The organism is Nocardiopsis sp. iso_238, from assembly GCF_056173325.1.
The window spans coordinates 4857209-4879498 of the sequence record NZ_CM149668.1 but is presented as its reverse complement, the minus strand read 5'-3'; the positions used below and the strand labels follow the sequence as shown (position 1 = coordinate 4879498).

General features: G+C 71.4%; 17 protein-coding genes. 11 read left to right on the top strand and 6 right to left on the bottom strand.

What is annotated here, in order from left to right; genetic code table 11:
• Positions 1–123: 123 nt before the first annotated feature.
• Both AC0VYL_RS22055 and mce read right to left on the bottom strand, forming a co-directional pair.
• Positions 124–1416: a DivIVA domain-containing protein gene (locus AC0VYL_RS22055; RefSeq protein WP_475481379.1), complete on the bottom strand. Its 1293-nt coding sequence runs from the start codon at positions 1414–1416 to the stop codon at positions 124–126.
• 414 nt (positions 1417–1830) lie between these two features.
• The gene (gene mce / locus AC0VYL_RS22050) at positions 1831–2289 is read right to left on the bottom strand and encodes a methylmalonyl-CoA epimerase (protein WP_475481378.1); all 459 of its coding nucleotides are present in this window, start codon (positions 2287–2289) and stop codon (positions 1831–1833) included.
• A gap of 84 nt (positions 2290–2373) precedes the next feature.
• Here mce and AC0VYL_RS22045 point away from each other — a divergent pair, with 84 nt between their 5' ends.
• Positions 2374–3561: an acetyl-CoA C-acetyltransferase gene (locus AC0VYL_RS22045; RefSeq protein ID WP_475481377.1), complete on the top strand. Its 1188-nt coding sequence runs from the start codon at positions 2374–2376 to the stop codon at positions 3559–3561.
• 106 nt (positions 3562–3667) lie between these two features.
• Positions 3668–4660 carry a methylmalonyl Co-A mutase-associated GTPase MeaB gene (gene meaB / locus AC0VYL_RS22040; RefSeq protein ID WP_475481376.1) on the top strand — a complete coding sequence of 331 codons (993 nt, stop codon included), beginning with the start codon at positions 3668–3670 and terminating at the stop codon, positions 4658–4660.
• A 123-nt stretch (positions 4661–4783) separates the two neighbouring features.
• Here meaB and AC0VYL_RS22035 read toward each other — a convergent pair whose 3' ends face one another.
• The gene (locus AC0VYL_RS22035; protein WP_475481375.1) at positions 4784–6454 is read right to left on the bottom strand and encodes a glycosyl hydrolase family 18 protein; all 1671 of its coding nucleotides are present in this window, start codon (positions 6452–6454) and stop codon (positions 4784–4786) included.
• A gap of 330 nt (positions 6455–6784) precedes the next feature.
• Positions 6785–8734 (bottom strand): glycosyl hydrolase family 18 protein, encoded by a 1950-nt coding sequence (locus AC0VYL_RS22030; RefSeq protein WP_475481374.1) that lies wholly within the window; start codon positions 8732–8734, stop codon positions 6785–6787.
• Between the two features lie 480 nt (positions 8735–9214).
• Here AC0VYL_RS22030 and AC0VYL_RS22025 point away from each other — a divergent pair, with 480 nt between their 5' ends.
• From AC0VYL_RS22025 to AC0VYL_RS21995, 7 genes are all read left to right on the top strand, one after another.
• Positions 9215–9736, top strand: coding sequence for a MarR family winged helix-turn-helix transcriptional regulator (locus AC0VYL_RS22025; protein ID WP_475463182.1), 522 nt, complete (start codon positions 9215–9217; stop codon positions 9734–9736).
• 77 nt (positions 9737–9813) lie between these two features.
• On the top strand, positions 9814–11541 hold the full coding sequence (locus tag AC0VYL_RS22020; protein WP_475481373.1) for an acyl-CoA mutase large subunit family protein: 1728 nt from the start codon (positions 9814–9816) through the stop codon (positions 11539–11541).
• A 130-nt stretch (positions 11542–11671) separates the two neighbouring features.
• Positions 11672–12616: a tetratricopeptide repeat protein gene (locus tag AC0VYL_RS22015; protein ID WP_475455541.1), complete on the top strand. Its 945-nt coding sequence runs from the start codon at positions 11672–11674 to the stop codon at positions 12614–12616.
• A gap of 181 nt (positions 12617–12797) precedes the next feature.
• Complete coding sequence (locus AC0VYL_RS22010; protein ID WP_475455539.1) at positions 12798–13502, top strand: cytidylate kinase-like family protein; 705 nt, start codon at positions 12798–12800, stop codon at positions 13500–13502.
• 378 nt (positions 13503–13880) lie between these two features.
• The gene (locus tag AC0VYL_RS22005) at positions 13881–15278 is read left to right on the top strand and encodes an NAD-dependent malic enzyme (RefSeq protein WP_475455537.1); all 1398 of its coding nucleotides are present in this window, start codon (positions 13881–13883) and stop codon (positions 15276–15278) included.
• Between the two features lie 64 nt (positions 15279–15342).
• The gene (locus AC0VYL_RS22000) at positions 15343–15924 is read left to right on the top strand and encodes a YqgE/AlgH family protein (protein WP_475455535.1); all 582 of its coding nucleotides are present in this window, start codon (positions 15343–15345) and stop codon (positions 15922–15924) included.
• 76 nt (positions 15925–16000) lie between these two features.
• Entirely contained in the window at positions 16001–16243 is a 243-nt protein-coding gene (locus AC0VYL_RS21995) for a DUF3039 domain-containing protein (protein WP_357758318.1), read from the top strand.
• Between the two features lie 92 nt (positions 16244–16335).
• On the opposite strand, the gene AC0VYL_RS21990 is transcribed toward AC0VYL_RS21995, so the two are convergent.
• Both AC0VYL_RS21990 and AC0VYL_RS21985 read right to left on the bottom strand, forming a co-directional pair.
• Positions 16336–18228, bottom strand: a complete 1893-nt coding sequence (locus AC0VYL_RS21990) for an HtaA domain-containing protein (RefSeq protein WP_475481372.1) — start codon at positions 18226–18228, stop codon at positions 16336–16338.
• A gap of 143 nt (positions 18229–18371) precedes the next feature.
• Positions 18372–19814, bottom strand: a complete 1443-nt coding sequence (locus AC0VYL_RS21985; protein ID WP_475481371.1) for a cell wall protein — start codon at positions 19812–19814, stop codon at positions 18372–18374.
• A 241-nt stretch (positions 19815–20055) separates the two neighbouring features.
• On the opposite strand from AC0VYL_RS21985, the gene AC0VYL_RS21980 reads away from it, so the two are divergent.
• Both AC0VYL_RS21980 and AC0VYL_RS21975 read left to right on the top strand, forming a co-directional pair.
• Positions 20056–21147: a heme/hemin ABC transporter substrate-binding protein gene (locus AC0VYL_RS21980; RefSeq protein WP_475481370.1), complete on the top strand. Its 1092-nt coding sequence runs from the start codon at positions 20056–20058 to the stop codon at positions 21145–21147.
• Positions 21144–22244 (top strand): FecCD family ABC transporter permease, encoded by a 1101-nt coding sequence (locus AC0VYL_RS21975; RefSeq protein WP_475455526.1) that lies wholly within the window; start codon positions 21144–21146, stop codon positions 22242–22244. The genes AC0VYL_RS21980 and AC0VYL_RS21975 overlap by 4 nt, the downstream gene beginning before the upstream one ends.
• Positions 22245–22290: the final 46 nt, after the last annotated feature.

The following is a 22290-nucleotide window of genomic DNA, read 5'->3' as shown; positions in this document are numbered from 1 at the left end:
CGGTGGTCGGACACGCGTGTTGGGTACTGAGGCGTGATGCGGACGTGCGAAGGGCCCGGCCCGGGGTGAACCCCCGGGGCCGGGCCCTTCGTCGTGTCAGGACGACTCAGCCGAGGCCGGTCGTTACTCCTGCCACCAGTCCTCGTCGTCGGAGCCCTTGCCGGAGTGGGCGGGCTGCTTCGGCTCCTCCGCCACGGGGGCGGGGGCGGGCGGAGCGGCCGGGGCCTCCTGCTGGATCGCGGCGGGGGCGGGAGCGGCCGGAGCGGCGGGGGCGCCGCCGCCACCGAGCAGCTGACGCAGCTGCTGGAGGTGCGACTGGATGCTGTCCCGCTGGCGGTTGAGCTCGTCGACCTCCTTCTTGGCGGCCGTCATGATCCGGTTGGCCTCGGACTTGGCGTCGCTGAGCTGGTGGTCGGCCTTGGACTTGGCCTCGGTCTCGATCTGACCGGCGTTCTTCTTGGCGTTGCTGACCAGCTGCTTGGCGTGGTTCTCGGCGTCGCGGCGGGTCTGCTCGGCCTGCTGGCTGGCCTTGGTGGCCCGCTGCTCGGCGCTGGAGGCGCGCTCCTCGGCCTCGTTGACCATCTTCTGCGTGGCGGCCTGGGCGGCGGCCAGACGCTCCGCGTCCTGACGCTCGGCCTCGGCGCGGCGGTCGGCCAGCTGGAGCTCGAACTGGTCCTCGGTCTCGGTGCGGCGCGCCTCGGACTCGGCGTAGGCCCGCTCGGCGTTCTTGCGCAGCTCCTCGGCCTGGCTCTTGGCCGACTGGATCGTCTCGTCGCGCTCACGCTTGGCGGCGGCACGGGCCTGGGCGCACTCGCGCTCGGTGGTGGTGCGCAGCTTCGCGATCTCACCCTCGAAGGTGGCGCGCTTCTCCGCGATCTCGTGGTCGACGGCCGAACGCTTCTTCTGCACCTCGCGCTCGGTGGTCGAGGCCAGCTCGTCGGCCTCGCGGCGGGCGGTGGTGCTGATCTCCTCGGCCTCGGTCTCGGCGGCCTGGCGCTGCTCGTCGGCCTCGCGCTGGGCCAGCGTGCGGACCTCGGTGGCCTCCGATTCGGCGGCGGCGCGCATCTCTGCGGCCTCGATCTGGGCGGCCGAGCGGATGTCGTTGGCGTCGATCTGGGCGCTCTGCACCAGCTCGTTGGCCTGCTCCTCAGCGAGGCGGAGCAGTTCCTCGATGCGCGAGCCCAGGCCGGAGTAGGAGGGGCGCTCGCGCTCCTGGAGCTGGCGGTTCTTCGCGTTCAGCTCGGACTTGGCCTTCTCGAGCTGCTTGTTGGACTGCTTGACCTCGTTGCGCAGCCCGTCCAGGTAGTCCTGCACCTGGGTGCGGTCAAAGCCACGCAACACCACGTCGAACTCTGGCGGGGTGTTGTCCTCGTCGAAGATGTTGTTGAGCTGGGTGTCAATGTTGTTTGACGACATGTGGCGGAATCCTGAACGGGTGCGAGACGGCTACTTGCAAACTGCCGGGGGACGACAGGAGGGCTGCTGTGCCCCCGGGGGACGGGTTGTCGCCGGGGTGGCCGGGACGCGGGCGGACCGGTGGACGGGTTCCCGAAATGACCCTGACCGCCTCCGACGGACGCCTGGGTGCTGGTGGACACCCGGATGCGACCGCCCCGGCTCACTGACCGGACTGCAAGACATGGACCAACGCCGGAGGGACATACAAATCCGGCAGCTAGCCGACTTTATCAAGCGTGACACCCCTGGGAAGGGGGTTTCGGGTAACTTCCGGCGGGGTGGGTGGTCAACCGCACCACGGGAGCTCAAGCTGTGATGAGTCCGGAACGTCCCCGTGACGTGAACCGGTCGGTCGGTTCCCTCAGCATGGCGCTAGTGGGCGCTCTGCACCAACTCGGTGAGGACGCCACCGCAGTCCTTCGGGTGCAGGAACACGATCCGCGAACCGGCCGTGCCCGAACGCGGCTCGGCGTCCAGCACGCGCACCCCGCTCTCCCCGATCCCCGCCGCGCTCGCCGCGACGTCGGCGGTGCCGAACGCGATGTGGTGCACGCCCTCGCCGTTGCGGGCCAGGAACTTCGCCACGGGGGAGTCCTCGCGCGTCGGCTCCAGGAGTTGCAGATACGTGGCGCCACCGTCGTTCGTGCCGTTGATTCGGAGCATGGCCTCACGGACCCCCTGCTCCTCGTTGACCTCCTCGTGCTCCACCTCGAAGCCGTAGGTGGTCCGGTAGAACTCGACGGACGCGTCGAGGTCGCGGCAGGCGATCCCCACGTGGTCCAACCGGGTCAGACCGCCGAATGGGCCGGTGGGGCTGGGTGTGTCACTCACTGGCGAACCTCCCGAACGTCGCTGGGACCTGTGTGGGTATCGTTGCAGACCAACTGCGACACTCATCACTTGGAGGCCAGTCAGATGCCCGGTTCCGTCATCGTCGGTGGGGCCCGCACCCCGACCGGCCGTCTCCTCGGCTCCCTCGCCGGGTTCTCCGCCGCCGACCTGGGGGGCTTCGCGATCAAGGCCGCCCTGGAGCGCGCCGGGATCAGTGGTGACCAGGTCGGGTACGTGGTCATGGGACAGGTGCTCCAGGCGGGCGCCGGTCAGATCCCCTCCCGTCAGGCCGCCGTCAAGGCGGGCATCCCCATGGACGTCCCGTCGGTGACCATCAACAAGGTCTGCCTCTCCGGTCTGGACGCCATCGCCCTGGCCGACCAGCTCATCCGCGCGGGCGAGTTCGACGTCGTGGTCGCGGGCGGCATGGAGTCCATGACCAACGCCCCCCACCTGCTGCCCAAGTCCCGCAAGGGCTACAAGTACGGCTCCGTCGAGGTCCTGGACGCGACCGCGCACGACGGCCTCACCGACGCCTTCGAGGGCGACTCGATGGGCGCCTCCACCGAGCGCCACAACGGCAAGCTCGGTATCGAGCGCCCCGAGCAGGACGCCTTCGCGGCCCGGTCCCACCAGCGCGCGGCCGCCGCCGCCGAGCAGGGCCGGTTCGACGCGGAGATCGTCCCCGTGGAGATCCCGCAGCGCAAGGGCGACCCGGTCGTGTTCGCGCACGACGAGGGCGTCCGCCCCGACACCACCGCCGAGAGCCTGGGCAGGCTGCGTCCCGCCTTCGACAGCGACGGCACCATCACCGCCGGGTCCTCCTCGCAGATCTCCGACGGCGCCGCCGCCGTGGTCGTGATGAGCCGGGAGAAGGCCGAGGAGCTCGGCGCCCCGATCCTCGCCGAGATCGGCGCGCACGGGAACGTCGCCGGTCCGGACAACTCCCTGCACTCCCAGCCCTCCAACGCCATCAGGCACGCGCTCACCAAGGCGGGCAAGGAGGTCGCGGACCTGGACCTCATCGAGATCAACGAGGCCTTCGCGGCGGTCGGCATCCAGTCCACCAAGGACCTCGGCGTCTCGGAGGACATCGTCAACGTCAACGGCGGCGCCATCGCGCTCGGTCACCCGATCGGCGCCTCCGGAGCACGCATCGCCCTCCACCTGGTCCACGAGCTGCGCCGTCGCGGCGGCGGGCTCGGCGCGGCCGCCCTGTGCGGCGGCGGTGGCCAGGGCGACGCCCTGCTGTTCACGGTGCCCGGGGAGTAGCGCCGCCCCGGTCCGTGCGCGGGCCGGGCGGGAGTGAGATCGTACGGGGCGGGGGCGTCGGGCCTCCGCCCCGACACATGTCCGCAGGTCGAAGTCGAGGAGTCGCATGAACGCCCCCCAGTTGGTCGAACGGGTTCGCGGGGGTGACCGCCGGGCGCTGGCCCGCGCGATCACCCTGGTCGAGAACGGTGCCGCCGAACTGCGCGAGATCATGGCGGGGCTGGCGCCCCACACCGGCCGGGCCCGCGTGGTCGGGTTCACGGGCTCCCCCGGGGTGGGGAAGTCCACCACCACCAACGCCGTGGTGCGCGCGCTGCGTGCCCGGGACCTGTCGGTCGCGGTCCTGGCGGTGGACCCCTCCTCGCCGTTCACCGGCGGCGCGCTGCTCGGTGACCGGGTACGGATGCAGGAGCACGCCACCGATCCGGGGGTGTACATCAGGTCGGTGGCCAACCGCGGACACCTGGGCGGGCTGTCCTGGGCGACCCCGCACGCCCTGCGGGTGCTGGACGCGGCCGGGTTCGACGTGATCCTCGTGGAGACGGTCGGCGTGGGCCAGGCCGAGGTGGAGATCGCCGGTCTGGCCGACACCACCGTGGTGCTGAGCGCGCCCGGGATGGGCGACGGGGTCCAGGCCGCCAAGGCCGGGGTCCTGGAGGTGGCCGACGTGTTCGCGGTGAACAAGGCGGACCGCGACGGCGCCAAGGTGACCCTGCGGGAGCTGCGCCAGATGATCGCCATGAAGGACCGCTCGGACGACGAGTGGAAGCCGCCGATCGTCATGACGGTGGCGGCGAAGGACGAGGGGATCGACGAGCTCTGGGAGCGGGTCGAGGAACACCACGCGCACCTGGAGGGCTCGGGGGAACTCGTGGCGCGGCGCCGTCGGCGCGCCCGTGACGAGGTGGAGGCCATCGTGCTGGACCTGCTGCGCGCCCGGATGGGCGGTGTGGGCTCGGAGCACGGGCTGGACGAGCTGGCCCGGGAGGTCGCGACCGGTGAGCGCGACCCCTACGCCGCCGCAGACCTGCTCCTGAAGGAGCTCGGCGCCGTCACGGCGGAGTGGACCCCGGTGGGGGACTCCGGGCCCCGGAGATGAGGCGGCCGGGGCGGACCGTCGCACGTCGGTCCGCCCCGGCCTGGCGGCGGTGCTCCCCGGATCAGAGCACCGACGCCGCTGGTTCCCGCCACCGGCCTGGGCCGGAGGCGGGGGTCCTCGGTCCTACCCGCCGAGCGACGAGTCGATGGCGGCCATCAGGCTGCCGTCGGCGTCGTCGCCGTCGATGGACCAGATCATGACGCCGCCGAGGCCGTTCTCCGTCACCCAGTCGGTCTTCTGGGTCATGGCGGTCTCGTCGTCGAACGTCCAGAAGGTCTCGCCGTCGTAGAGCCAGGCCGTGCCGAGGTCGTCGTCACGGAACAGCTCGTACCCGGGGAGGTCCTTGAGGTTGCGGTACTCCTCGCTGCCGTCGGCGTAGGTGCCGGGGGCGGGGCCGGTCGCGGGCTGGAAGAGCCCGTCGCCCTCCGGGCCCGGTTCCACGCCGGTCCAGCCCTGCCCGTAGAAGGGCACGCCCAGGACCAGCTTGTCGGGGTCCACGCCGCGGTCGAGGTAGGCCTGGATGGTGGTCTGCGTGGAGATGACGTCGCCCGGGTCGCGCGGGTCCGGCGCCAGGTTCGACTGGTGGTTGGTGACCGACTCCCAGGTGCCGTGGTAGTCGTAGCCCTGGACGGTCACGAAGTCCATGTTGGGCATGATCTCGTCCAGCTCGAAGCCGGTGTCGATGCGCCACGGCCCGGCGGGCATGAACGAGCTGATCTCGTAGTGGCGGTCGGTCTCCGCGCCGAGCTCGTCCAGCTGGTCGCGGAACTCCTGGACCAGGGCGGTGAAGTTCTCCCGGTCCTCGGGGCGGACCACGTTGTGCGGGTTGCCGTCGGAGGCGGGCCACTCCCAGTCGAGGTCGATGCCGTCGAAGACGCCGTAGCCGACGCCCTCGCCGCCGGCCCCGTCGATGACCGGCAGGTTCCCCTTCAGGTACAGGTCGACGCAGGAGCTGACCAGCCGCTCACGGGACTCGGGGGTGAGCGCGGCGTCGGAGAAGTGCTCCGACCAGTTCCAGCCGCCCAACGAGATGTTGACGATCAGGTTGGGGTACTGCTCCTTCAGCTTGCGGATCTGGTTGAAGTTGCCGCGCAGGGGCTGGCCGGGGCCGTCGGCGGCGCCGTCGACGCTCTCCGAGGCGGGGACGGCGCGGCCGTAGTCGGCGCGGGCGTCGCCCTGCTCGGGCTCGTTGGTCATGAAGCACTCGCCGTCGGGGCCCACGTTGCCGAACGCGTAGTTGATGTGCGTGAGCTTCTCGGCGCTGCCCGAGTCGACGAGGTCGCGGACGGTGTAGTCGCGCTCCTCGACGCCCCACTGGGTGAAGTAGGCGATGCTGCGGCTGCCGTGCTGGGGCCCCTGGTCGGGCTCTCCCGCGCACGGTGCGCCGTTGACGGTGCAGTCGAGGAGGTGGCTGTTGCCGCCGGTGTGGACGCCGTTGAACCCGAACTGGTAGCTGCCGCCGGCGGGGATCGCGGCGCCCCAGCGCGGCGGGGTCACGGTGTAGCCGTCCTGGGAGGTGCCGGCGAGGGAGGCGTTCCACAACTGGTGGACGCTGCTGCCCTCGGGGAGGTCGAACTCCAGCGTCCAGTCGGTCAGCTCCGCCCCGGAGGTGTTGTGGACGGTGATCTCGCCGCTGTAGCCGGTGTTCCACCGGGCCGACTCGACGTAGGTCACCCGGAGGTCGGAGGGCTCGGCGTTCTCGGCGGCCACGGGCGGGACGAAGAGGGCGAGCGGCGCCACCAGCGCGGCGGCGGCCGCCACCGAGAGGTGGTTTCTGAGTCGTCGTGAGCTCACGTCGCGAGTTCTCCTGGGGGGAGGGTGTCAGGGATCTGGGGGCTGCCCGCGTCCCTGACGTGGGGGGATAAATTTTTAGGAAACTTAACTAATAATTACAGTCCCCGTCAACGCCCCGCCGGGAAGTTTTCGCCGACCCGCACCGGATTCCCTGGTCGGCGAGCGGTCGGTTCGACGAATCTGCCGAGTTGGCGGGCCGGACCAGTGGGTCGCGTCGAGAACTGTCCCTTTGTGGCCACGGAAGAGTCTTGACACGTCGTGCGCTGAAAGGGTAGAAGCCCCGGCTGGGACAGTCGGGGCTCCTGTTTCTGATGTGTCGGGAGTGGGGGGCTACTGGGCCAGCGCGGCGTCCACGGCTGCCATCAGGGTGCCGTTCGCGTCGTCACCGTCGATCGACCAGATCATCACCCCGCCCAGCCCCTGGGCCTGCGCCCAGTCGGTCTTCTGGGTCAGCGCGATCTCGTCGTCGTAGGTCCAGAAGGTGGTGCCGTCGTAGAGCCAGGCCGTACCCAGGGCGTCATCCCTGTGCAGGGTGAAGCCCGGCAGGTCCTTGATCACCTTCCAGTCGTCGATGCCCTGCTCATAGGTACCCCGGGCCGGGCCCGTCGCGCTCTGGAAGAGACCGTCCCCGTTCGGCCCGGGAGCGACACCGGTCCAGCCGCGGCTGTAGAAGGGCAGTCCGAGGACCATGTCCGCGGGGTCGACGCCCCGGCTGACGTACTCCTGGACGGCGATCTCGCTGGAGAACCGCCGCGGGCTCGGGTCGTCGGCGTCGAACACCGTGTTGGACTGGTGGGCGGTGGTGTTCTCCCAGGCGCCGTGGAAGTCGTACCCCTGCACCGTGACGAAGTCGAAGTTGGGCATGAGCCGGTCCATCTGGAAACCCGCCTCGACCTTCTCCGGGTCGGCGGGCAGGAAGGCGGTCAGCTCGTAGGGTCGACCGGTCTCGGCGCCCAGGGCGTCCAGCTGGGTGCGGAACTCCTGGACGAGGGCGGTGAAGTTCTCCCGGTCCTCGGGGCGCACCACGTTGTGCTCGTGGCCCGCGCTGCCGGGCCACTCCCAGTCGAGGTCGATGCCGTCGAAGACCCCGGCCGCCGCGCCCGGACCGCCCGCGCCGTCGAACAGGGGCAGGTTGCCGCGCAGGAACTGGTCGACGCACGAGCTGACCATCCGCTGGCGCGACTCGGGGGTCCGGGCCGCGTCCGAGAAGTGCTCGGACCAGGTCCAGCCGCCGAGCGAGATGTGGACCTTCAGGTCGGGGTGCCTCTCCTTGAGCTTGCGCAGCTGGTTGAAGTTCCCGCGCAGGTCCTGGTTCCAGGTGTCCGCGACGCCGTCCACGCTCTCGTCCGCGCGGAAGGAGCGGCCGTAGTCGGCCCAGGCGTCGCCCTGGCCGAGCTGGTTGGCCATGAAGCACTCGCCGTTGGCGTTGACGTTGCCGAACGAGTAGTTGATGTGGGTGAGGTTCGCGGCCGTGCCGGAGGTCTCCAGGTTGCGGACCAGGTAGCCGCGGTCGTAGATGCCCCACTGGGTGAAGTAGGCGACGCGGCGCTCACCGGTCGGTGAGGTGCCTCCCCCCTCCAGTGTGGTGGCGGTGACCGCCGGGCTCTCCGCGCCGCGGTTGTTGGAGGTGTCGAACGCCCGGACCGTGAAGCCGTACCGGGTCAGGGGCGCCAGGCCGCCGACCGTGGCCGTCAGGGCGTCCGCGCCGACCGAGCGCACGACCTGGCCGTCGGAGACGATCTCGTAACCCGCGACGGCGACGTTGTCCGTGGCCGCGTCCCAGGACAGGGCGACGGTGTTCGAGGTGACCTCTCCGACGGTCAGCCCGCCGGGTGCGGAGGGCGCCTCCGTGTCGGGCTCGGCGGGTCCGCCGGAGCAGGAGGCGCCGTTCACCGTGCAGTTGACGGGTGCGGTCTCCGCGCCGCCGTGAGTGCCGTTGAAGCCGATCTGGTACGAACCGTTCGCGGGGACGGTGGCGCCCCAGGACGGCGGGGTGAGGGTGTGCGTGTTGCCGTTCGCGGTGTGGACGGCGTTCCACAGGCTGGTGATCCGGACCCCGGTGGGGGTGTCGAAGCTGACCGTCCAGTCGGTGAGGTCGCTGGCGGTCTCGTTCCGGATCGTGATCTGTCCGCCGTAGCCGCTGTCCCAGCGGGACGTCTCGACGTAGGTGACGGACACCTCGCCCGGCGCGGCGGCCGCCGGGGCGGGGGACAGGAGGGGGACGACCAGCAGTGCCGCGGCCAACGCGGCGAGCCGGGTTCTCAGATGGCGTGCTCTCACGGGGCTCTCCTCATGGGGGAGGGGTGGGGGGACCGCAGGGGAGTGGGGGGCTCCCGGCAGCGGAAGGAGTCCTTGCGGAGTCGGGGTGCGTGGGATCTGAGATGGGAATTCCAAGGACGGTGGCGAGCGAGCCATAGCGCCTCTGAAGTGGGAAAACCAATTTTTAGGAAAGTTAACTAATAGTTTCCCGCGCGTCAATGAGAGTACGCCGACTTTCTTCGCCTTTCGTGGAGTGGGGGCGGGCCCGGACCGCCCCGGACCGGCTTTTCCGAGTTGGGGTACCGGACCAGTGCCGCGTGGCCCTCCTGTCCCCTTCCGGCCAGGGGAACCCCTTGCCCTTCCCCGTCGATCGTGCAGCGGTGCGGGATCGGGGTGAGAGGTGCCGGGTCGCGGCGGGGCGGTGGTCCGGCCCCCCGTGCGCCTCTTCACGGGGGTCGGAGGGCCGGGGAGCACGGTTAGAGTGACGGCGTGGGAAACCCTTTGAACCTTCCGTTCGACCCGATCGAACGCGCTCACGACAACTGGAGTGAGAGATGGGGTGCCTCGCCCGCCATGGCGGCGGTCACCTCCCTCATGCGCGCGCAGCAGATCCTCATCGGTGAGCTGGACGGCACTCTCAAGCCGTTCGGCCTGACCTTCGCCCGGTACGAGGCGCTGGTCCTGCTCACCTTCAGCTCCTCCGGCTCACTGCCGCTGGGCAAGATCGGTGAGCGCCTGATGGTGCATCCCACCAGCGTCACGAACACCATCGACCGGCTGGAGGGGCAGGGCCTGGTGCTCCGCCTCCCCAACCCGAGCGACGGCCGCGGCGTCCTGGCGGAGATCACGGAGGCCGGGCGCGAGGTCACGGAGGAGGCCACCCAGGCGCTCCTCGGAATGGACTTCGGGCTCGGCTGCTACTCCGGTGAGGAGCTGTGGGGCATGCACGAGGCGCTCACCCGGCTCAGGGTGGACTTCGGTGACTTCCCCGCCCCCGTGGCCGAGGCCGCCGAGCAGCGCTGACCGGGCCGGTCACCGGCGCTCGCGCGCCGGAGGCGCCGTGTCTGTACATATATAGTTGGACGTCCTACTATCTTCGTATGGCGAACACCACAGGAGAGCCCACGGGCGGCGGGTCCGACGAGATCGAGGCCGGACGCGACCGCTGGCAGCGCCGCTACGACGCCGCACGCAAGCGCGACGCCGACTTCACCTCGCTGTCCGGCCGCCCCCTCGCACCCGTCTACGGGCCCCGGCCCGGCGCCGAGGTCCCCGGGTTCGAGCGCGTCGGCTGGCCCGGCGAGTACCCCTACACCCGCGGCCTCTACCCCACCGGCTACCGGGGGCGTGCCTGGACCATCCGCCAGTTCGCCGGGTTCGGCAACGCCAGGCAGACCAACGAGCGCTACAAGATGATCCTCGCCCAGGGCGGCGGCGGGCTCTCGGTCGCCTTCGACATGCCGACCCTCATGGGCCACGACTCCGACTCGCCCCACGCCCTCGGAGAGGTCGGGCACTGCGGCGTGGCCATCGACTCGGTCTCCGACATGGACCTGCTCTTCGACGGCATCCCGCTCGGTGAGACCACCACGTCCATGACCATCAGCGGACCGGCCATCCCGGCCTTCTGCATGTACCTGGTCGCGGCCGAACGCCAGGGCGTCGACGTCGGCGGCCTCAACGGGACCCTCCAGACCGACATCTTCAAGGAGTACATCGCCCAGAAGGAGTGGCTGTACCCGCCCGAGCCCCACCTGCGCCTCATCGGTGACCTGATGGAGTACTGCGCGGAGCACATCCCGGCCTTCAAGCCGCTCTCGGTCTCCGGGTACCACATCCGCGAGGCGGGGGCCACGGCCGCGCAGGAGCTGGCCTACACCCTGGCCGACGGGTTCGGCTACGTGGAACTCGGCCTGTCCCGGGGGCTGGACATCGACCGCTTCGCGCCCGGTCTCTCCTTCTTCTTCGACGCCCACATCGACTTCTTCGAGGAGATCGCCAAGTTCCGCGCCGCCCGCCGCATCTGGGCCCGCTGGATCCGCGACACCTACGGCGCGAAGACCGAGAAGGCCCAGTGGCTGCGGTTCCACACCCAGACCGCCGGGGTCTCCCTCACCGCGCAGCAGCCCTACAACAACGTCGTGCGCACCGCCGTCGAGGCGCTGTCCGCCGTGCTCGGCGGCACCAACTCGCTGCACACCAACGCGCTCGACGAGACCCTGGCCCTCCCCACCGAGCAGTCCGCCGAGATCGCCCTGCGCACCCAGCAGGTCCTCATGGAGGAGACCGGCGTGGTCAACGTCGCCGACCCGCTCGGCGGCTCCTGGTACGTGGAGGCCCTCACCGACGAGATCGAGGCCGAGGCCGAGCGGATCTTCGAACAGATCCTCCGCATGGGCGGGGGAGAGGACGCCGAACACGCCATCGGGCCGATGACCTCCGGCATCCTCGCCGGAATCGGGAACGGCTACTTCAGCTCCGAGATCGCGGAGTCCGCCTTCCAGTACCAGCAGGCGCTGGAGAAGGGCGACAAGCGCATCGTCGGCGTGAACTGCCACACCAACACCGTCTCCGGCGAACTCGACATCCTCAAGATCAGCCACGAGGTCGAGCACGAGCAGAAGCGCGCCCTCACCGACCGCCGCGCCCACCGCGACAGGGACGCCGTGGACCGCGCCCTGGCCCGCCTCCTGGAGGGTGTCCGGGCCGACGACGGCAACCTGATCCCGCTCATCATGGACGCCGCCCGAGCCGAGGCCACCCTCGGCGAGATCTGCGCCACGATGGGCGAGGAGTTCGGTACCTACACGGAGGACCCTCGGTTCTGAATTGGGCCTCCGCTTCGCTTCGGCCCGGGCGCCTGAACACGAGCACCCCCTTGCGGCGAAGGCCTGGGGGTGTGGTGGGAGATCCCGGGGCGGTCCTCGAACCGCTCCGGGATGCGGCAGGATAGGGAACATGCAGCCTTCGGACTTTTCACCGAACAGTGCGGTTGACCTCGGGGCGCGCAAGGCGGCCTTGGAGCGTGAGGCCAAGCAGCGTGCCGAGGTGTCGGCCGGTCGAACCAACCCCTATTCCGTCAACGCCGACGAGTCCAACTTCCAGCAGGTGCTGGAGCGGTCGATGGCCGCCCCGGTCGTGATGGCGGTTCTGGCGAGCTGGTCCGAGCAGTCCAAGCAGGTCGAGGCGGTCCTCGACAAGCTCTCCCAGGGCTCCGGCGGGAACTGGCTCCTGGCCAAGATCGACAGTGACGCGAGCCCGCAGCTGGTGCAGGCCCTGCGCGTGTCCGGGACCCCCACGATCATCATCGCGGTCCAGGGGCAGGTGATGCCCCTGATGCAGGGTCCGGCCAACGAGGAGCAGCTGCGCGACGCCCTCACCCAGGTGTTCGGCGCGCTCGCCCAGCAGGGCATGCTGCCCCCCGGCCACCCCGGGACGGTGGACGGCGACCCCTCCGAGATCCCGGAGGAGTCCGAGCCCGCCCCCCAGGAGGACCCTGTGGCAGCGCAGGCCCAGGCCGCTCTGGAGAGCGGGGACTTCGAGGCCGCGGCGGCGGTCTTCGAGAAGGCCCTGGAGGACGACCCGAAGAACGTCGACCTCAGGGCCAACCTCGCCCGGGTCCGGCTGGTCGGCCGTCTCCAGGACGTGGACGGTCCCGCCGTGCGCCGGACGGCGGACGAGGACCCCGCGAACGTGGACGCGCAGATCACCGTCGCGGACATCGACGTGTACGGCGGCGAGTACGAGGCGGCCTTCGACCGGCTCGTCGAGACGGTCCGGCGGACCTCGGACGACGACCGCGACCGGGTGCGCGGGCACCTGATCTCCCTGTTCGACCTGCTTCCCGCGGGTGACCCCCGGGTGAACGCGGCCCGCCGCAAGCTCACCTCGGCCCTGTTCTAGGTCGGTTGCGACCGGCCCCGGGACCCCCGGGGCCGGTTTCTTTATGCGGATTTCCTCCCCGTGTGTCACCAGGAGCGGCAAATCGGTGCGTATTTACCGATTTGAAGATGGGGGGATAGCGCCCCCGCCGCGGGGTAGAAGCTGGGGAGAAGTTCCGTTCGGCGAACCGGGCAGGTGTTCCATGGTGAACAACGACGCTACGGCGCCCGTGGTCACGATCTCCGCGACCTTCGGCGCGGGCGGCAGTGTGGTCGGCCCCGCGGTCGCCGCCCGCCTCCACGTCCCCTTCCTCGACCGCGCGGTCCCGAGTGCGGTGGCGGCCGAGATCGGCTGCTCCCTGGACGAGGTGCTCCAACGCGACGACCGGACCCCCGGCGGGTTCGAGCGGCTGCTCGCCAGCGCCGCGCGCCTGCCCACGGTCACCCTCGGCAGCGTGGACACCGGCTTCATCGGCACCACCAACGAGGAGGGGCGCCTCCTCTACGACCACGAGTTCGTCGAGCAGACCGAACGGGTCATCCGCGACGTCGCCCGCACCGGCGGCGTGGTCCTGGGGAGGGCCGCCGCCGTGGTGCTGGCCGACCACCCCGGTGCGCTCCACGTGCGCCTGGACGGGGAGCGGACGGCCCGCCTGCGCAGGGCACGCGGCCTGTGGGAGAGGGGCGACCCGGGGGAGTTCGGCGGGCGCACCTGGGACCCGAATCCGCCCACGCTCCGGCTCCTGGACGACAACGACCGCGCCCGCGCGGCCTACGTGCGCCGCTTCTACCGCACCGATCCGGCCGACCCCGGCCTCTACCACCTGGTGGTCGACTCCACGGCGCTGTCCACCGACGCCTGCGCGGACGTGGTGGTGCGCGCCGCCGCCGACCGCGCGCGGGGCTGAGATCCCCGAAGATGCTCGGAATTAATGCGATTTTTTCCGAAGGCGTTAATTGTCACCTTGTGCTGACGTTACCCGCTTGACTCGGGTAAGGTGAGGCGACTCGGTTGTGGGATCCCAAGTACCGCCCCCGCCCGGCAACCGAGGCCCGCGCAGGACGCCCGATGACCGGGTGTTCCACGGCGGGACGCGCAACCGTCACGGACCCGGGTCCGATCGGCGCGCAGGCGCCGACGAGGCTCCACCGGGTCCGGCCACGGAGTGCAGGCCGTACGCCCGACCCCCGGTGGAGGAGTCCCGACGTCGGTCCGTACGTCCACGGGAGGGGCCGCCGGTGTGCCCCGCGGACGCATGACATCAGCAAAAGCCAAGGAGCAATACGTGGCCACCCTTCCCAGCGTTTCGTACTCCATCACCGTCCGCCTCGAACTGGACGCCGGAGGCAGCGCGGTCGGCAGCCTCACCAACGCGGTGGAGCAGGTCGGCGGCATGATCACCGCCCTGGACGTGGCGGCCGCTGGGCACGAGCGCATCCGTATCGACGTCACCTGCGCCGCCCGCGACACCGACCACGCCCAGGCCATCGTCGACGCCCTCGGCGGGGTCGAGGGGGTCGTGGTCCACAAGGTCAGCGACCGCACCTTCCTCATGCACCTCGGCGGCAAGATCGAGATGAAGTCCAAGGTCCCGCTGCGCAACCGCGACGAGCTCTCCATGGCCTACACCCCCGGTGTCGCCCGCGTCTCCCAGGCCATCGCCGCCAACAAGGACGACGCCCGCCGCCTGACCATCAAGCGCAACAGCGTCGCCGTGGTCACCGACGGCTCGGCCGTCCTGGGCCTGGGCAACATCGGCCCCGAGGCCGCCATGCCCGTCATGGAGGGCAAGGCCGCCCTGTTCAAACGCTTCGCGGACATCGACGCGTGGCCCATCGCCCTGGACACCCAGGACGTCGACGAGATCGTCCGCACCGTCCAGCTGCTGGCCCCCGGCTTCGGCGGGATCAACCTGGAGGACATCTCCGCCCCCCGCTGCTTCGAGGTCGAGGCCCGCCTGCGCGAGCTCCTCGACATCCCCGTCTTCCACGACGACCAGCACGGCACCGCGATCGTCGTGCTCGCCGCCCTGCGCAACGCCCTGCGCGTGGTCAACAAGAAGCTCTCCGAGGTCCGCATCGCCATGTCCGGCGCGGGCGCGGCCGGTACCGCCATCCTCAAGCTGCTCATGCACGCCGGTGCGCGCGACATCATCGTCAGCGACGTCCACGGCGCCGTGCACGCCGGCCGCGACAACCTGGACAGCAACCTGCGCTGGATCGCGGAGAACACCAACCCCCAGGGCTACAGCGGCGACCTCAAGGGTTCCGTGGCCGGGGCCGACGTCTTCATCGGCGTCTCCGCCCCGAACCTGCTCGGCGGTGACGACATCGCGGAGATGAACGAGGACTCGATCATCTTCGCGCTGGCCAACCCCGACCCCGAGGTCGACCCCGAGGTCGCCCACCTGCACGCGGGCGTGGTGGCCACCGGCCGCAGCGACTACCCGAACCAGATCAACAACGTCCTGGTCTTCCCCGGCTTCTTCCGCGGCCTGCTGGACGCCCAGAGCCACCACGTCACCTCCGACATGATGGTCGCCGCCGCCGAGGCCCTGGCCGACGTGGTCACCGAGGACGAACTGGGCCCGAACTACATCATCCCGAGCGTGTTCCACGCGGACCTGTCCACCCACGTGGCCACCGCCGTGCGCGAGGTGGCCCAGCGCGGCCAGTCCGAGTAGCGATTCGGGGAGTCGGCCCAGCGAGGGGCGACCACCGGGCCGGTTTTCCGGGTAGGTGTGGAGCATGGACCAGTCGACACTGACCGGGCGCCTGCTGGTGGCCGCCCCCCTCCTCCAGGAGGACTCCTTCCGCCGATCGGTGGTCTTCGTCGTGGACGACGCCGACGACGGCACCCTCGGGGTCATCCTCAACCGTCCGCTGGAGCTGCCGGTGGACGAGGTGGTGACGGACTGGGGCGCCTACGCGAGCGCGCCCCGGGTGATGTTCTCGGGCGGGCCGGTCGGCACCGACTCCGGGATCGCCCTCGGCACCGTGCCCCCGGATGAGGCTCCGCCCGGCTGGGCCCCCTTGGAGGGGGTCGGTCCCGGCCCGGAACTGGCCGGGGTGGGGCTGGTGGACCTCGAGGCACCCACCGAGTTCCTGGGCGCGGCACTGGTTTCCCTGCGGGTGTTCGCCGGGTACGCCGGATGGGGTGCCGGGCAGCTGGCGGGGGAGATCGGGGAGGGCGCCTGGTACGTGGTGGACACCCTCGCCGACGACCTCTTCGGAGGTTCCCCGGAGACACTGTGGTCGCGGGTGCTGCGCCGCCAGGGCGGCGAGATGGCCCTGTTGTCCACCTATCCTGACGATCCCACCATGAACTGAGCGGTTCGCCGAGGGCTTCGAAGTGGGGCGCGTCACCCTATACCGTGGTAGACGGACGTTGAAAGGTGTGAGGACGATGTCGATGGATGTCCTGAACAAGGTTCTTCCGGACAGCGAGACCAGGCCGGACATCTCGCACGACGACGGGGACCGGGAACGGTTCGCCCACTACGTGCAGAAGGACAAGATCACCCAGAGCGCGGTGACCGGCGACCCGGTGATCGCGCTGTGCGGCAAGGTCTGGGTGCCCAACCGGGACCCGAAGAAGTTCCCCGTGTGCCCCGACTGCAAGAAGGCGTACGAGGACATGATGAAGTGACGGCCCCTCGTGGCCGGAACGCGGAAGGGCCCTGACCCACCCCGAGGGGTGAGCCGGGGCCCTTCCTGCCGTCCGGGGGCGGGCCCCGGGGATCAGGCCACGGCGCCCGCGCGTCGGCGGGTGGCGACCAGGGCGGTGCCGCCCGCGGCCACCGCGACCCCCGCCGCGACCAGGAGGCCGGTCAGGGCCGCACCGGTGTTGGGCAGGCCGGGCTTGCCGCCGCCCTCACCGGGACCGGGCGTGGGGTCCGGGGTCGGAGCGGTCCCGCCGTCGCCGCCGCCGGTGCCGCCACCGGGAACCCGCACGTCCTCGTCCACGCTCACGGTGAGGCTGATCGGGTCGAGCCGCTCGCCCGCGCCGTAGAAGTCCGCGAAGGCGGGGACGCCGTCGGCGGTCAGGGTGGCCGGGATCGGGTCCCAGGACAGCACGCCCTCGTCCAGACCGTGTCCGACGCCGGACAGGTCCAGGTCCGCGAAGGCCACGTCGTCGTAGGTGACGAGCTCCTCGTCGGTGAGGGACTTGCTGACCACGTCGGCGTAGAGGGTGCCCGTGTCGCCGTCGATCTCGACCCGGGGGTCGGAGACGGTCATGTACAGCAGGGGGTCGGCGTCGCCGTAGACGTGTCCCTCGAAGAGCACGGTCCCGGCGAAGTCGATCTCCGCGACCCCCTCCTCCAGGTTCACGCTGCCCGTGCCGTCGGTGAAGGAGAAGGTGTCGTCCTCGTTGCGGGTGGCGCCGTCCTCGGTGCGGATCGCGCCCTTGGCGATGTTGCCCTCGATGTAGGTGCGGAAGGACTCCTTCACACCCCAGTCGGCGCGGCCGTTGTACACGGTCAGGTCGCCCTCCGGGGTCTGGCCGCCGCCCTCGCCGTCGCCGTCGTCTCCGTCCCCGTTCCCGGCGGCCGTGAAGGTGACGGGGGTCCACACGTCCTGGTCGCGGTTGTCCAGGTCGTGGCGGTCGTTGAACACCGCCACGTAGCACTGGCTCTCCAGGCAGTCGTAGGCCGTGCCGCCCTTCTCGAAGGCGCCGACGACGTCGAGGTCGGTGCTGAACGCGCCGTCCGCGTCGGGCGCGGATCCCTCACGCAGCCACACACCGCTGCCGTACCAGTGCTGCGGGTGCGAGGCGTCCGACCGGGCGATGCCGGTGAGCGCCACGTACACGCCCGACCCGGGCCGGAACCCGGTGCCGTCGACCCGGACGGTCTGGCCCTCGGGGTCCAGCCCGGTGGTCTGGTCGACCCGCACCTCGGGGGAGGGGGCGGGCACCTCGGGGTCGGTGGGGTCGGTCGGGTCGGTGCCCCCGGCCGCCTCGGTGGTGAAGGACAGCGGGTCCATGGTCTCGCCCGCCGAGTAGAAGCTGGCGAACGGTTCCACGGCGTCGGCGTGCAGGGTCCCGGCCTCGGAGGTGAAGGTGATCACGTCACCGTCGACACCGATCTCGGCGCCGGTCAGCTCCGCGACCGCCACCTCGCCGTACTCGACGAGGTCGCCCGGGGGGAGCGCCGGGTTGGCGCCCGCGAACTCGCGGCTGGTCACGTCGGCGTAGACGGTGGCCGCGCCCTGTCCGTCGAACTCCACGCGCGGGTCGTTCACGCGGATCTCCAGGACGGGGCCCTGGCCGTAGTCGTGGCCGCTGAAGACCACCCCGCCGGAGAAGCTCACCGCACCGGAGGAGTCCTCTTTGGAGACCGTGCCCTCGGCGGTGGGGAAGTCGAGGGTGCCGTCGGTGTTGCGGCTGGCGCCGTCGACCGCCTCGTAGCCGCCGTGGGCGATGGGGCCGGACACGTAGTTGCGGAAGGACTGCTTGACGCCCCAGGTGGCGGAGCCCTGGGTGACGGTGACGGGGGCCTCCTCGGCCAGGGCCGGTGCGCCTCCCAGGGTGAGGGAGGCGCCGAGGGCGGCGGCTCCCGCGAGGGAGAGGAGGGCGCGCGGGGAGCGGCGGCGTGGGCCCGCTCCGGCGGCTCTCGTGACGGTGCTGCTCATGGGGACGGGTTCCTATCGACTCGGGGGGTGGACGGGTGCCGGTTCCGGTCGCGCACCGGGTTCCGGGCAGGGGAGTGGGGCAGCGGTCCCGGGGCTGAGCGGGCGCTGGTGGGGCCGCTGAGGGAGAACGTGGTCGGTGGTGCCTAGGCGGTGGTCGGGGCCGGGGTGGCGGCACGGCGGCGCGCGGCGAACAGCGCCACGGCACCGGTGAGCACGGCGACGGCGGCGGCCAGGACCAGGCCGGTCAGGGAGGACCCGGTGGTGGCGAGCGGACCGTTGCCGCTCCCTCCGGAACCGCTGGGGCCCGCGCCACCCGCACCGGACGTCGTGGTGCCGCCGGTGTTCCCGGATCCGGTCGCGCCGTCGCCGGAGGCGCCGCCGTTCCCGCCGGACGCGCCCGGGTCGCCGGTCTGTCCGCTGAACGTCACGGGGACGAACACGTCCTGGCCACGGTCGCTGGAGCGGGTGTGGTCGTTGCGGGTGACGACGGCGCAGTCGGTGGCGGCGGAGAGGCAGTCGGTGTGCTCGTCCGATCCCTTGACGGTGAGCTCGACCGTGAACCCGCCGTCGGTGCCGCCGCCGGTGTAGGGGGTGGCCAGGCCCTCGCCGTAGGGCGGCGGGTTGCTGGAGACCCAGACGGAGGCGCCGCCCTCTCCCTCCATGTCCACGCCGCCGATGCACGGGCTGGGCGCCTGGGTGGAGCTGGCGTTCGCGGTGTCGCACAGGGCGACGTAGACGCCCTTGGAGGTGTCGTAGCCCGTTCCGGTCACGGTCACCTTCTCGCCGGAGGGGTCGAGCCCGCTGGTCCGGGAGACGGTCAGGGCCGGGGTGCCCGGGGTCCGGGGAAGGGTCCGCGGCGCGGACTGGGCCTGGGGAGCAGCGGGCGCCTGGGCGGAGGCGGGGGCCTGGGGCCGGGAACGCGGTGCCGACGGTGCGGCGGGGGCGGCGAAGCTCACCGGGACCACGCCGACGACGGGCGCGCTCCGGGGGCGCGCCGGGGCGGTCACCGGTGCGCTCCGGCCGGGGCCGGGGGCCGAGACGACCTCGGTCCCCTCCACGTCCCGTGCTTCCGGCGCGGTGTCGCCCTCGGGGTCCGGAGAGCCGGGAGCAGTGGGTTCGGGGGTCCCCGGGGTGGTCTCCTCGGGGACGGGAGCCCCGGCGATCTCGGTCAGCACGATCTCGAAGGGGTCCTCGGCCGTGTCGAGCCCGGCCTCGGCAGCGAAGCCGACGCCGGTGACGAGGTCCTCCGTGAACAGGCCGCGCTCGTCCACCTCGACCCGGACGGTGTTCCCGGTGTCCAGGACGGCGGACTCGTCGGAGTCCTCGGCCGACGCGGCCGCGTCGGGCAGCGCCCGGGTGGTGATCTCGATCAGGCTTCCGGGGTCGTGCCCGATCCCGGACACCGTGACGGTGTCGCCCCGGGGGTCGAGCCCCTCGGTGCGGTCGACGACGGTGGTCCGGGGATGGGCGGGGTCTTCGGTCGGGGCGGCGAGCACCGCGTCGGGCAGGGAGGCGGACAGGACCGTCGCGGCCGCCACTGCGGCCAGGGAGGGGAGGAACCCACGGAGGGAAACCGCTGCTTGCATCGGGGGCCTTCGCGTTCGTGCGGGCCGGACGGTGTCCGTCACCCGCGAGACCTGGGGAATGGGGTTTAGGTTATGCTTACCTTGGCAAAGTGAGCCTTACCTAACTTGATCCCGCGCTGGAACAGTGGAACACCACACCTCCACGGTTGTCAAGAAGATGACGACCTGTCATGAAAAAGGCCGCATCGCACCCCCGCTCCCCGGCGACACCCGGCACACGGATCCATCGAAAGCGACCGCCATGCCCCACGCCCTCCCCCGATCCCCCCTGCGCGGACACCCAGGAACAGGACCGGCCGCCGTCCTGCTCGCCGTGGCCTGCGCCCTCGCCCTGACCGCCTGCACCGGATCGCCCGCCCCCGAGGACGCGGCGGCGGGCGAGGGCATCCCCGAGCTCGCGGAGAACCGGCTCCAGGTCCTGGCGGACGCCCCGGACCCCGAACTCCCCGTCACCGTCGACTCGGTGGTCCTCGACCCCTACCGCACCAGCGCCGACCCCCTGGAGTACGAGGAGGTCGAGGTCACCGACGCCAGTCGCGTCCTCCCGCTCACCGGCGGCCTCGCCGAGATCGTCTTCACCCTCGGCCTCGGAGACCGGGTGGTCGGCCGCGACGTCGCCGCCACCTTCGACGAGGCCGCGGACCTGCCCGTGGTCAGCGAGGGCCACGACGTCTCCGCCGAGTCCGTCCTCACGCTCCAGCCCACCGTGGTCCTGGCCGACACCCAGACCGGGCCGCCCGAGGTGATCGAGCAGATCCAGCGCAGCGGGGTCCCCGTGGTCATCGTCGAGGAGGCCTGGTCCTTCGACGAGATGTACCCGCGCTTCGAGCGCGTCGCGGAGGCGCTCGGCGTCCCCGACGCCGGGACCAGCCTGGTCGACCGCACCAGGGAACAGATGGCCGAGGTGCGCGAGACCTCCGTGGAGACCGCCGGCGACCCCCTCGTCGCCTTCCTCTACCTGCGCGGCACCGCCGGGGTCTACCTCCTCGGCGGTCCCGGGTCGGGCGCCGACGCCATGCTCTCCGAGATCGGCGCCCGCGACGCGGGGGTCGAGATGGGCCTGACCACACCGTTCACCCCCATCACCACCGAGGCGCTGATCGAGGCCCAGCCGGACGTCCTCCTCGTCATGACCAAGGGCCTGGAGTCGGTGGGCGGTGTGGAGGGACTCGTCGAGATCCCCGGAGTCGCCCAGACCCCGGCCGGTCGGAACCGGGCCGTCATCGACTTCGAGGACGGCGTGCTGCTCAACTTCGGGCCGCGCACCCCCCAGGTCATCGTGGCCCTGGCCGAGCAACTGGCCGCGCTCCCCGACGACGGGGGCACCGCGTGACCGCCCTGCGCCACCGCGGCGCCACCGCGCCCGGACCCCCGACGGAGGGCGGCGGCCGCGTGCGACGTCGGCTGCGCGCCGGGCTCCTCCTCGGCGGGCTGTCCGCCACCCTCGTGACCGTCGCCGTCGTGGCCGCCGGGGTCGGTGCCTACCCCATCCCGGCGGGACAGGTGGCGGCGTCCCTCCTCCAGGAGGTCGGTCTCGACGTCGGCGCCGAACCCGACCAGATCGCCCGCACCGTCCTGTGGGACGTGCGGCTGCCCCGCGTCGTCCTCGCCGTCATGGTCGGCGCGGCCCTGGGCAGCGCGGGCGCCATCATGCAGGGCGTCTTCGGCAACCCCCTCGCGGAACCCGGCGTGATCGGTGTCTCCGCCGGTGCGGCGGTCGGCGCGATCGCCGTCATCTTCACCGGGATCACCGTGCTCGGACACTGGACCGTCATCGCCTCGTCCTTCGTTTTCGGGCTGGCCACGACCCTGTTCGTGTACGTCTTCGCGCGCTCACGGGGCCGTACCGAGGTGGTCACCCTCCTGCTCACCGGGATCGCGGTCAACGCCATCGCCGGTGCCGCGATCGGTCTGATGACCAACTTCTCCCAGGACGCCGAGATCCAGACCATCACGTTCTGGCAGCTGGGCAGCGTCTCCACCGCCACCTGGTCCAAGGTCGCGGCGATCACGCCCTGCCTGCTCCTGGGGCTGGCGGTCGTCCCCGTGTACGCCCGCCGCCTGGACCTGCTCGCCCTCGGGGAGGGGCCCGCCCGCCACCTGGGCGTGGACGTGGAACGCATGCGCCTGGTCCTCATCGGCGCCATGGCCCTGCTCACGTCGGCGGCGGTCGCCTTCGCCGGGATCGTCGCCTTCGTGGGGCTCGTGGTCCCGCACATCATCCGTATGGTGACCGGACCCGGCCACCGGGTGCTGCTGCCCGCCTCCGCGCTCGGCGGCGGACTGCTGCTGCTCGCCGCCGACCTGCTGGCCCGCACGGTCGCCGCCCCCGCCGAGATCCCGCTCGGCGTGGTCACCGCCGCCCTGGGCGGGCCGTTCTTCTTCTTCCTCCTGTACCGCACCCGCGCCAAACAGGGAGGCTGGTCGTGAGCACCGACACCACGGACACCCCCGGTACCACCAGCACTGACGGCCC